Origin of the sequence: Acidithiobacillus concretivorus, assembly GCF_018853445.1 — a bacterium.
Classification (GTDB): Bacteria; Pseudomonadota; Gammaproteobacteria; order Acidithiobacillales; family Acidithiobacillaceae; genus Acidithiobacillus; species Acidithiobacillus concretivorus.
Map to the genome: position 1 here is coordinate 1 of NZ_JABELD010000030.1, position 11,935 is coordinate 11,935.

Annotated in this window: 11 protein-coding genes; 1 reads left to right on the top strand and 10 read right to left on the bottom strand. The window is 48.6% G+C overall.

Annotated features, from left to right (window positions below):
* Positions 1–56: 56 nt before the first annotated feature.
* Both HJG40_RS04670 and HJG40_RS04675 read right to left on the bottom strand, forming a co-directional pair.
* On the bottom strand, positions 57–1,268 hold the full coding sequence (locus tag HJG40_RS04670) for a tetratricopeptide repeat protein (protein ID WP_226857178.1): 1,212 nt from the start codon (positions 1,266–1,268) through the stop codon (positions 57–59).
* Positions 1,265–2,698: a glycosyltransferase family 2 protein gene (locus tag HJG40_RS04675; protein ID WP_215863112.1), complete on the bottom strand. Its 1,434-nt coding sequence runs from the start codon at positions 2,696–2,698 to the stop codon at positions 1,265–1,267. Before HJG40_RS04675 ends, HJG40_RS04670 begins: the two co-directional genes overlap by 4 nt.
* Before the next feature lie 406 nt (positions 2,699–3,104).
* Here HJG40_RS04675 and HJG40_RS04680 point away from each other — a divergent pair, with 406 nt between their 5' ends.
* A complete protein-coding gene (locus HJG40_RS04680) occupies positions 3,105–4,163 on the top strand; it encodes a transporter (protein WP_215863113.1) in 1,059 nt (352 codons plus the stop codon).
* A gap of 77 nt (positions 4,164–4,240) precedes the next feature.
* Here HJG40_RS04680 and HJG40_RS04685 read toward each other — a convergent pair whose 3' ends face one another.
* From HJG40_RS04685 to HJG40_RS04720, 8 genes are all read right to left on the bottom strand, one after another.
* A complete protein-coding gene (locus tag HJG40_RS04685; RefSeq protein ID WP_215863114.1) occupies positions 4,241–5,014 on the bottom strand; it encodes a hypothetical protein in 774 nt (257 codons plus the stop codon).
* Between the two features lie 28 nt (positions 5,015–5,042).
* Complete coding sequence (locus HJG40_RS04690) at positions 5,043–5,759, bottom strand: C39 family peptidase (protein WP_226857180.1); 717 nt, start codon at positions 5,757–5,759, stop codon at positions 5,043–5,045.
* A gap of 69 nt (positions 5,760–5,828) precedes the next feature.
* Entirely contained in the window at positions 5,829–7,562 is a 1,734-nt protein-coding gene (locus HJG40_RS04695; RefSeq protein ID WP_215863115.1) for a beta strand repeat-containing protein, read from the bottom strand.
* A 50-nt stretch (positions 7,563–7,612) separates the two neighbouring features.
* Entirely contained in the window at positions 7,613–8,044 is a 432-nt protein-coding gene (locus HJG40_RS04700) for a FapB/FapC family functional amyloid domain-containing protein (protein WP_215863116.1), read from the bottom strand.
* 30 nt (positions 8,045–8,074) lie between these two features.
* Entirely contained in the window at positions 8,075–8,482 is a 408-nt protein-coding gene (locus HJG40_RS04705) for a hypothetical protein (RefSeq protein WP_215863117.1), read from the bottom strand.
* 373 nt (positions 8,483–8,855) lie between these two features.
* On the bottom strand, positions 8,856–10,511 hold the full coding sequence (gene groL, locus HJG40_RS04710; RefSeq protein ID WP_215863118.1) for a chaperonin GroEL: 1,656 nt from the start codon (positions 10,509–10,511) through the stop codon (positions 8,856–8,858).
* 48 nt (positions 10,512–10,559) lie between these two features.
* Positions 10,560–10,850 carry a co-chaperone GroES gene (groES, locus tag HJG40_RS04715; protein WP_215863119.1) on the bottom strand — a complete coding sequence of 97 codons (291 nt, stop codon included), beginning with the start codon at positions 10,848–10,850 and terminating at the stop codon, positions 10,560–10,562.
* A 102-nt stretch (positions 10,851–10,952) separates the two neighbouring features.
* Positions 10,953–11,765, bottom strand: coding sequence for an alpha/beta hydrolase (locus tag HJG40_RS04720; protein WP_226857182.1), 813 nt, complete (start codon positions 11,763–11,765; stop codon positions 10,953–10,955).
* Positions 11,766–11,935: the final 170 nt, after the last annotated feature.

The window sequence follows — 11,935 nt, forward strand, 5'->3', positions numbered from 1 at the left end:
AACCACGGCGGAACCAATCCTAACGCGAGAGAAAACAGCTCTTCAGGGACCATCAGCTAACTCCAATTCAGGGCACGACCGCTCCACAGCATTCTACCCCCTACCCACTCAATCTGACGAAGAGCCCTGAAATATCCCTGAACACCAACACTGATGGGCAGGCTGCTAAAGCTGTAAAACTCAGGGGTAACACGAACGACTACTCCGTCACGCTGGTTGCCATCACTAAAAGCCTGGTGAAAATAAGCGGCGCCCACGGTGCCGATATTTCTGAGGCGCCCGAAGCCCCCCAAACTGACCGTATTAACGAGAATTTTATTTTCCACGGCAGTAACCGTACGAATAGGTTGTCGATCAAAGCTGAGGTTGAGACCCCAGGAATCGCTGGGTTGATAATTCAGCTGTCCTGCCAGCCTTCCAAAAGTCCAGTTTCTCGCGGTGCTGACTCCGCCAAGTATGCTGTAATTCCAGTTGGTATTTATGGGCGCAGACCAGCCACCTTCCAGGGTCGAAAGGCCAATCTGACCATCGCTGTCGTTTATTTGCGTTTGGCGAAAGCCTGCATACCACATGGTGGGACTGAGGCTGTTATCACCGAGTCCGACGCCGGGAATGGTGACCCCAGCCTGGTATATTTGATTGATGTTGTGGTCGCTATCGCTGCTGTACTGATAGCCCACGTTAATACGATCATGCAAAGGATAGTATACAAAATCCGAGGTTTGCCTAAAAAGTTGCACTTGCCATTGAGGTCCAGGGTAAACCCCATGGGGTGCGGCCAGGTCCAGATGTTTCCAGGCAATGGTATCCCAACTCAATAAGGCGCTGGCAATAGCAGATTGCAATTGCGGGTCCGCACCCATGCTGCGAACCGGTTTTAAAATATCATAAGCTTCTCTTGGACGTCCTAAATTGATGAGTGCCCTGGCTAAACCCACCCGCATGGTTTTTTGATCCTCAGGACTATGGGCGATGGTGATGCCCTTGGAATAGGCGTTTTCTGCTTCGTGAGAATTACCAACCCAAAGTGCGGCATACCCAAGGCCAGACAGGGCGGCAAGCTGATCATCATGGTATTTGTCGGGATGGCGATTGATTTCATCTCTGGCTTTACGAAAATAAGACAAAGCCAAATCAGGATGTTCTTGTGTCAAAGCTTCGCGTCCCAGTCGGATATCATGTCCCGGGTCGGCAGCCGCAACAGTGGCACCACAAAAAAAGATCAGCCCAGCAATGACTGCCATGGTTTGAATAGGTTTTTTTTTCACTTGGTACCCCATTTTTTTCTCAGGCTTAACAATTCTGAACCGTAACCGGCGAGAGATGCTGGAGACATAAGTAATTGCGAAAGAAACACATAGAGAAACATGCCACGAAGATTTTTGCGAATGTGTATTCCGCGTTCTTTAAACATGGTGCTTTGTACCGAGAAAATCACGACGTTATTCAGTGCTGCCAAAGGTAATAGCAAGAGGGTTATTGGTCCGGCAAGCAGGAAAAATCCAAAGCAGGCAGCAATAAGTCCTGGGATGAAAAACAAGAGATAACTAAGATCCAGCCATGGAAATAACATATTCATGAAAACGAACTGGAGAGTTATTCTTCTTTTTAAAAAAATGCCAGGATGTGCCCGTATTGCTTCAAACATGCCGCGTGCCCAGCGCCGACGTTGTTGAAAAAGCTGTTTATAAGTTTCAGGTACGTTGGTAAATACAATGGCATTTTCGGCATAACCAATCCGGTAACCTTGCTTTAGTAATCCCCAGGAAAGAACAATATCTTCTCCAACACAAGGCGTCCATCCGCCCATTTCCTTGACCAGGTCGCGTTGATACAAGGAGAATGCACCCTGCGCAACCAGAGTACCCTGATAAAGACTTTGAACTCTTTTGACTACCGCAATGCCGTGGAAGTAATCCCATTCCTGTACTCTGGTGATCCATGATTTTCTTGAGTTGCGTACAGCGATTGCTCCAGCAACTGCAGCAGTACCCTCTGGGTCTCCAAGGTAGCGACCCACAATATATTTTAAGGCGTCCTTGTACAGAAACGTATCGGCATCTACGGTGATGATGATAGCATGCGAAGCTATGGCCAAGCCTGCATTGAGCGCGCTTGCTTTCCCCTGATTTTTCTTTTGTTTGATGAGCTTTATTCTTGGGTCAGTAATTTTCTCGACAACATCTGTCGTTTTATCGGTAGACCCATCATCAATAACAATGACTTCCATGATCCCGGAATAAAATTGATTAAGAATAGATTTCAGAGTGTCTTCAATATTATTTTCCTCGTTGTAGGCAGCAATTAATATGCTCACTGCTGGTAGCTCACTTGGTGTGTTCATTGGAGGTCTTCGATCCAGTAAGATGCTGAATATAATCATGCCTGAAATATATCCAGGAACGATGGCCATGCCACCAATCGCGAATATAGTCAGCACCCATCCAAATAAATCAGCGAGACTATCTATCCAGGGTAGGGCGATCCAGATGCTGAATAAAACCCATAAAATGGCACCGAATTGGGCAATGAGGAATTTGCTGTAAACAGGTATATAAATTTTCTTGTCTGCTTTTCTTTTTAATTTTAGTCTTTCGTTATTTGCTGTATTATGACTAGCAAATATTCTATTATTTTGTGGATGCAATGCGGTGACCACATTTTCATTTGATTCTTGCTCAGTTCTTGTTTCTAGCATGTTTATCCCAACCATTTTGTTGTGTTCATAAAACAAAGCAAATAATATGCCAAATTAAATATATTGTTTTTTCAGTAAGATACGATTTAGTTGTATCATTGACCAAGAAAAAAATACCTAAAGTAATACAATAATGGTTGAATGTTTGCTATTAATTACATTTTTTCAATATGTTACAAATTTATTTTGAGTGTTTCATCCACGTTACAGCAGCTTGTTTTTGTGCTTCTTGAGTATCAATAATGCATTAGAGATGGGTAGAGGAAGCAGGTTGCCGGATATGTTTTCTCTGGGTATCCAAAAAATTCTACTTGGGTTATCATTTTCGCTAAAGACATGTTTGACAGAAAGTGTACTATATCAGACGTATGGCACGAGAAATAGAAACATTAGGAGTATCTTAAGTATGCGAAATCGATTTGTACTTGGCCTTGCTCTAACAGTGTTGAGTGGATTAACCTCTATAGAAGCTAGTGCGGCAGACCAAACTCTCAAAGCTCCACCAGAGTCCGCCAGCAAAAAAGCGATTCTGCAACAAAATTCAGATTTCTTTTATCCGCAATTAACGCTGCAATCCAGCGTTTCCTATGCCTACTCAGATCAAAACACGTTGAATCTCAATGGCTTTCTTGCCTTGGGCGCTATTTTTCTAGGAAATATAAATATTTCAAAAGTCAATTCAAATATTTATACGTTCACTGAATCAGCCTACTATCCTGTATCCAATCGTTTGCAGTTGGTGCTGAACGTGCCGATTGTCTATCGTCAGAGTGTTTACCAGATTGGCGGTGCACAGGATGCGTCTAAAAGCTACAGCCAAGCGACGGTTTCCTCGGGTGGTCCGCGTCTTGGGGATATCAGTTTTGGCGGTTATTACCAGATTTTCAAGGAAAGTAAAAATTTACCCAGTTTGACAGCCAGTCTTCTGCTTACTGCACCTACTGGCATAAATCCCTATGGAATAAAGGTCTACCAACCTGACGCTGGCAACTCAAATCTCATCGTCCCTACTAATTTACCCACTGGTAATGGCGTTTGGACCTTGAACCCGGGGCTCTCTTTTGTGGCCACCTCGGATCCGGCGATTTTTTTTGGAAGTGTCAGTTATTATTATAATTTCAATAAAAATTTTCCTGATATCAGTACGGCAATGGATCAGGTTCAGCCCGGGGAAGTCGCATTAGGAAATGCATTTCAATACAGCCTGGGAGTGGCTTTTGCCTTGAATGATCGACTGAGTCTGAGTACTTCTTTTGCCGACCGTATTCAGTCTGACACGCAAATCAGGGCGCCAGGTGGCCCATGGACGACACTGGTTGGAAGTGGCGCTAATGTTGCCATTGCCAATGTTGGAATGACTTATGCCTTTAACTCGAAAACTTCAGTGATTATGAACCTTGGTGCGGGAATGACAAGTAGTGCGCCGAGTTTTCAGCTTACGGCCACTATCCCTTATAATTTCTGATGTGATTTAATAGTGGAAAAACAGGGGAGATAACTTAGATTAAGTTATCTCCCATTTTTAAATTCACTAAAAATATTTTATGGCGCAGCAGTTAATCCACGCATACTGCCCAAAATTGACTGTAACTGCGCGATGTTCTGGGTATTTACTTTGTTTTGATTGACACCTAAGGTCAGCTTCATCTGATTTTGTATGATGTTTAGATTGGTGCCCACCTGAGCTATTTGGAATAATCCATTGGGTCCTATGCCTTGACGAACAGATGCCCCTCCATTATTGATTGCCATGGATAACTGTCCATTTTGTACAGTCATGGTAGTCGTATTATTTATATTGTTTACGCCTTCCGTTAGGGCTGTGCCAGAAGTAGGAGTGTTTGGTGTCCCTTTAACCACATTTAATGTCATTCCGTTCTGAATCGAATTGCTGTTCCCTGCAATTTGAATGGCTTGTGTTACTCCCTTGGTGTTATTAAGTCCGCTACCATCAACATGGTTATTGGAGCTTTGGGTGGCTTGAGGCAGGTTACCATTTACAGAATAGGTAATAGTGGGTAAGAAAATATTCCCAGAACTGTTTAGTGCGACATTCATGGTGCTGCGCATGGGTGTTTGGCTATTTTCAGAGGTCCAGTTAGTTTGCATTTCCACGCCAAAATAAACGATGGTGCCACCAATCACGCCGCGTCCCACTATTTTAGATAAGGCTTGATCAGAAACGGATTTGAAGCTGATTGGTAGTACCTGTGTTAAGGGGAGTGCTAAAGCTGCTGGACTAAGAAGCAGCGACGAGGCAGCCATCATACAACAACCTGCCATTGCTGCAGTTTTATGGTGTAGGTATTCGTTCATGGTGTGCCTCTCTCAAGTATATTTATGATTAAAAGTAATTTGCCTGATTAAAACCAAAGTGTGCCGGCGATACTTTTGTGTTGGGTAAAATGCCATGCAGCAGTTTAAGTGCGCTGGGTGGTTCTGGTGGGCTAAGAAGCACCGAGTGCGGTTCAAAGCCTTTCCCGAATACGGCAAAAACAATCTTGTTCCAGTCCTTAAGAAATTGTTCTTTGGGCATGATACGATTCCCTAGGGCAGGATCGGCTAGATAAACGTGTTCTGCTCCCGTTTTCTCAAGAACAACAAAGTGCTTGTAGCCGCCAAGATCCAATAACACTATGACCGGAATATGAATCTTTTCGAGCTCTGCGGGAGTGACAATGTATCCCTCGCCCTTTAGCCCGATCTTGTCTACATACTTTTTAAGATCCAGCATGGAAAATCCGACTTTTTTAACTTCTGCTGGATTGCTCACGGTGAACAGGCCTTTTATGACCCCTTCTTCGTCAACATTCTGGCCGAATGCGTATTTGAGGATGGTTGCCAATGAAGCGGCTCCACAGGAAAAGTCTGTGTGTTGCCGAACGACATGAATAAAATGCATGCCTATCATATTGGTGACAGGTAGACGAATGACGCCCGCTCCAGGAATGATCCCGCCAAAGGCTGCTGCCTTGACATCACTGCTTTGGGTAAGAGCAAACACCCCTGCCATGATCAGGCTGGACAAGACAAAAGGACGTATAACTTTGGATTTAAACATGATGGCAGCCTCCTGATGAATTTTGTAAAACTGCCACCCCATAGGGGGTGGCGAAGTTTCATCTGGTGCTTACTGAGCGCTGGCAATTGCCATGGTATTGGACTGCTGGTTGCCGTTGCCGGCGGCGACGTTCAGACCGATGTTGCCGGAAGCATTCTGCAAGGCATTGCCGCTGACGCTGCTAGTGTAGGTCGAGGCTACGGTGCCACCAAGATTGGCATAGGCCATCTGACTGACTGGCGCACTAGCTGTTGCCATGGCGTGGGTAGAAGCCACTGAAACCAGTGCCAGCCCATTCTGCTGCTGGTTCTGAACTCCGGTGGCCACGTTGATGCCGATATTGCCGATGGCATTCTCTGCTGCATTGCCATTGATGAAGCTGGAATCGGTGGTGTTGGTATCAGAGGCAATGTTGCTGACCGAAAGCTGATCGGCAGCAGCCGTGGCGGAGGCCCAAGAATGACTCTTCCCTTTGCTGACGTAGCTCAGAGCGGTAGAGTTACCCTGTTGATTGTTGGCACCCGAAGCCAGATTCACGCCAATGTTGCCAGTGGCACCGTGCAGGGCGTTGCTACCGATTCCGGCGGCATTGTTCTGGTAGGACAGATACCAGGCCAAAGGCCCAAAAATTACAGGGATGCCCTGTGAACTGAGGACTCCACCCATGGACTGGCTGGTACCTGCAGTGGCGGTGGCACCATAGCTCTTGCTGCCAGTGGCAATGGCCAGGGAGTTACTCTGCTGATTGCTGATACCGGCAGCCTGATTGAGACCAATGTTGCCAGCAGCATTGCTTAGTACATTCCCATAAACACCAGTTTCATTGCTGCCACCGACCATGTGGCCATAGTTCAGGGTGCTGAGGTTGGCCTCACTACCCATGTTCTGGCTGGTGTTGGTGGCCGAGTCAACCATGCCAGCTTTCTTGGCAGCGCTGGCTATGGAGGTGCTGTTCTGCTGCTGGTTGAAACTGCCCGAGGCCATGTTTACACCGATGTTGCCAGCGGCTCCCTGCAGAGCGTGTGAAGTCAGGTCGACAGCGTTGGCACCACCCACCACCTGTATCGCAAGGTTTTGCCCTTGGCTCTGCGCGGTGTAGGTGGAAGCGTCGGACTTCGTCGTTTTCTTGCTCACGGAAGCCAGCGCCATGGAGTTGCTCTGTTGGTTGCTAATGCCCGCAGCCTGGTTGACACCGATGTTTCCTGTAGTGTTGCTTAACGCACTTCCGCCGATTTGGGTGTTGTTGGCATTTCCCTGGCTACCATAGTTATAGACGCTGGCACTCAAATTCTGACCAAGATTCTGGCTGGTGCTGGTCGTTGCGGTGGAGCTCACAGCCTTCTTGGCAGAAGACACGGCCAGATTATTCTGCTGCTGGTTGAAAATGCCGGAGGCCATATTGGCACCAATGTTGCCGGAGGCACCGGAGAGCGCATGGTCGGTCATGTTGACATTGTTGCTACCATTAACCATCTGGATGGCAAGATTACGACCCTGACCCTGGGTGGCAGAAACAGCGGCAGTTGATGCGGCATGGATCTTACCATTGGCGGCCAAGGAGCCAGCGTTGGACTGCTGGTTCTGGTTACCTGTGGCGATATTGACGCCAACGTTACCAACACTGCCCGCACCGGCATTGCCCAGCATGTTGGCATGGTTGGTGGAGTTCAGAACAGAGATCTGGGTATTGCTACTGCTCTGCTGGCCGTTGTTGACACTGGCACCTGCAGCGAACGCCATGGGCGCGGCCACGAGGGCGGCGATGGCAATGGCAACTGGACTTAACTTGATAGAGGTTTTCATACTATTCTCCTTGAGTGGGTGTATACACATAACAACGATGTTGATACTGCCTAGTGAATCACCCCGGGGGCTATCCCGAGGGCGAAACTGTTTGCTGAGGTGTTGCCTGATCCTGATACCTGATTGATCTGAGCAATGCCTTCAGCGCCTTTAAAAGCTGTGGGACTAATGACCACACTATTCAAACTGTTGGGTGTTGACGATGGATCTTTTGTGGATGAATCAGTATTTGTAACGCTTTGCGACAAGATATTATTTGATACAGGTCTGATAGCACCAATAACCATTTGGACGCGGTTTGCTTGAGCATTACCTACGCCTGCAACTTCATTAATAGCCATAATACCGGTACTGTTTACAAACGCATTGCCTTCAATAACGCTGCTCGACTGATTTACGGGTGCTGTCTGAGGGGCTGCTGTAGCGCTCACGGAAAATCCGGCAAATATCAAGGCCAACCCTACAAGAAATTCTGACTTCATTGCTCTCGGCTCCCTTTATCTGAAAAATTGTTAGCGATTTGTGGACATGCTGATGCTTTGCAGATTGTTCCCGCCGCTCCATTCAAAGGAGGTTTTACCGCCGCCAGAGCGAGTCTGCAGTTCATCCCAAAGAACTACTCCATTGGTGTTCCGTCCTATCGTAGGCAGGCTAACCGGAATACCTTTGCCCGAGACTCTCGCCAACTGTTGATTGGATACCTTGCTGTCTATTTCAAATTGATTGGTTGCTTTGCTCGCCCCAACAAACGATTTATTTAAATTCGTTTGTTGATGAAACAGGGTTGCTTCTTTCTGAATTTGCTTGCTAGATACGAGGGTATCTGCTTGCGCTAACCCAACATAAGGCACGAAACATATCAAGCCAAGAGCTAATATTGACCATTTATAATTAACGGTGATCTTATGAAGTGTATTCATTTTCGTAGCACCAGGAAGCGAACTGTACGCTCGTCATAAGCAGCTATCGTGCCAACGATTAAAATCATTGTATAACAATGAGTTAAGTTTTATTTAAGCGGGAGACTCTTTTGCACATATCAATTGTGTGTAACAAATTGATGACCACGGTTATATGAAGATTCAGTTGTATGGGTAAAGTTTCAATTAAAACAAACCTGAAGAGGCTTTTTTAAGCCTGTAATTTTTTTGATACGGCTGATTCTGTTGCTGCTGTATTTGGTGATTTCAAATGCGGTACGTACTTAATGTGGAACAGGTTTTTTTACGCAAAAAAACCGGCCCCCAATCAGGGGGCCGGTTTTCTGATGCTACAGACTGCGGGTGAAGGGGCTTAGAAGCCGCCCATGCCACCCATGCCGCCCATACCACCCATGTCACCACCCATATCGCCGCCTGCCCTGTCATCCTTCTTGGGCAGTTCGGTAACCATGGCTTCCGTGGTGATCATCAGGCCAGCAATGCTGGAGGCCTTCTGCAACGCGGTGCGGGTCACCTTGGTCGGGTCAATGACGCCCATTTCGAACATGTCACCATATTCGTCGGTGGCGGCGTTGTAACCATAACCAGCCTTACCATCTACCACCTTGTTCAGGATGACGCTGCCTTCACCACCGGCGTTGGCCACAATCTGACGCAAAGGTTCTTCAATGGCGCGACGGATGATGGCCACACCCATATCCTGGTCATGGTTGGCAGCCTTGAAGTCCTCCAAGGCATGACGGGCGCGAACCAAAGCCACACCACCACCGGGGACAATGCCTTCTTCGACGGCTGCACGGGTAGCATGCAGGGCGTCTTCGACACGGGCCTTCTTTTCCTTCATTTCCATTTCGGAACCGGCACCGACCTTGATGACAGCAACGCCGCCGGCCAGTTTGGCGACCCGTTCCTGCAGTTTTTCACGGTCGTAGTCGGAGCTGGCATCTTCCATCTGACGACGGATCTGCTCGACGCGGGCCTTGATTTCGCCCTGCTGACCAGCACCATCAATAATGGTGGTGTTTTCCTTGTCGATGACAATTTTCTTGGCCTGACCGAGGTCGGCAAGCGTGGTGCTTTCCAGTTTCATGCCGATTTCTTCGGAAACCACGCGGCCGCCGGTGAGAATGGCCATGTCTTCGAGCATCGCCTTGCGACGGTCACCAAAGCCGGGTGCCTTGACGGCAGCAACCTTGATGATGCCACGCATGGTGTTGACGACCAGGGTAGCCAGGGCTTCGCCTTCCACGTCTTCAGCAATGATCAGCAACGGACGGCTGGCCTTGGCAACCTGTTCCAAGACCGGCAGCATGTCACGAATGGAAGAGATTTTCTTGTCGTGCAGGAGGATGTATGGATTCTCCAGGTCGGCAACCATTTTGTCCTGGTTGTTGACGAAGTAGGGGGACAGGTAGCCGCGATCAAACTGCATACCTTCCACGACGTCCAGTTCGTTGTCGAGGCCGGAGCCTTCTTCGACGGTGATGACGCCTTCGTTACCGACTTTTTCCATGGCTTCGGCAATGATTTTGCCGATGGAGTCATCCGAGTTGGCAGAAATAGTGCCGACCTGCGCCACTTCTTTCTGGGTTTTGCAGGGCTTGGACTGCTTCTTCAGCTCTTCGACGATGACGGCGACCGACTTGTCGATGCCGCGCTTGAGATCCATGGGGTTCATGCCGGCGATCACGGCCTTGAGGCCTTCGCGGATGATGGCCTGGGCCAGAACTGTGGCGGTGGTGGTGCCATCACCGGCTTCATCGGAAGCCTGGGAGGCGACTTCTTTCACCATCTGTGCGCCCATGTTTTCGAACTTGTCAGACAGTTCGATTTCCTTGGCAACAGATACACCGTCTTTGGTGATGGTGGGGGCACCGAATGACTTGTCGAGTACCACATTGCGACCCTTCGGGCCCAGGGTGACCTTGACGGCATCGGCAAGTACGTTGACGCCGCGCAGCATTTTTTCGCGGGCGTGTTCAGCAAAGGCAACTTGTTTGGCTGGCATAAATACTCCTCAAAATAAATGAATAAGGGTTGATATATTCAGCAACGCTTACTTTTCGATGACCGCCATGATGTCGTCTTCACGCATCACCAGCAGCTCTTCGCCTTCCACCTTGATTTCGGTGCCGGCATATTTGGCAAACAGAACGTGATCCCCTTTTTTGACATCGAGGGCACGGACTTTGCCGTCTTCCAGAATTTTGCCGTGACCAGCAGCGACGATTTCGCCACGCACGGGTTTTTCCTTGGCCGTATCGGGAATGATGATCCCGCCGGCGGTCTTCTGCTCTTCTTCCAGACGACGAATAACGACGCGATCATGTAAAGGACGCAAGTTCATTGAGCATTTCCTCGTTTTTACAAGTGAATGGATGTCTTCATCCTGGGTGTTGTTAGCAGTCACACCCATCGAGTGCTAATCATAGGCGCTGAGATTTTGCTGTCAAGAGGGTCGGGCGTGATTTTGGTGAATAGTCCAATCATCGGGTGTCTTTTCGGTTGTGTATGACCAGAGTCCGGAAAGGCTCTGCAGTAATACCCGATCCGCACCCTGTAAGCGGTGGTTGATACCGGGGAGGGCGCGCACAGCCAGATGTTTACCCTGAGCGTGGGCGGCAAATTGATAGCTTTGCTGCAGAGGAACGGCCTCATCGTCAGTCCCATGCAGAATTTCCACCGGACAATGCAGGTGCACCGGGAAGCGCAGTAAATCATAGCGCCAGCTGTCAGCTACCAGGTCGAAGCGCATGCGCAATTCACCAAGTCCGTAATGGTCCTGCCAACAACGGAGGTTGCTGGTCTGCCAGTGGTGTTGATCTTCTGGCGAAAGGGTTTGGAAAAGCGTCTGAATAAAGTTGTAGGCGGGTGCAATCAGGAGGAGGGCGCGCAGACGTTCTGGCCAGCGTGTCGCGGCAATAGTGGCCAGCCAGCCGCCCATGCTGGAGCCGACCAGAATGACCGGTCGGTTTTCGAGCATCTGCAGAATCAGGCGCAAGTCTTCCAGATAACGTGAGAGGGTCAGTTGTTCAAACAGTCCATCAGAGCGGCCGACGCCACGAGGATCAAAGCGCACCCACGACCAACCCTGATTTTGTGCATATTCAGCCAGCAGCCGGGATTTGGAGCCATTCATGTTGGAAGCAAAACCAGGTAGAAAAATGCCTACCGGGTCTTGATGGTTTTCATGAATGAGTCCGGCAAGGCGCTCACCGTTGGCATGAACGAGCGTAAAGGGGCGTTCGGCAGAAGGTATCATGGCTGTGGCTCCACATAAAAAAAGGGCGACCCTATAGTCGCCCTAAAACCACAAAGGAGGAAAGAAACATGCGCTCGCAATCCAAACTGACTGATGCAGATCGCCCAAGTATATTAGCAAACAGTGTCAGTTCTTGCAAATAACATCCCGACCGGTCGGAAAAAAGAAGG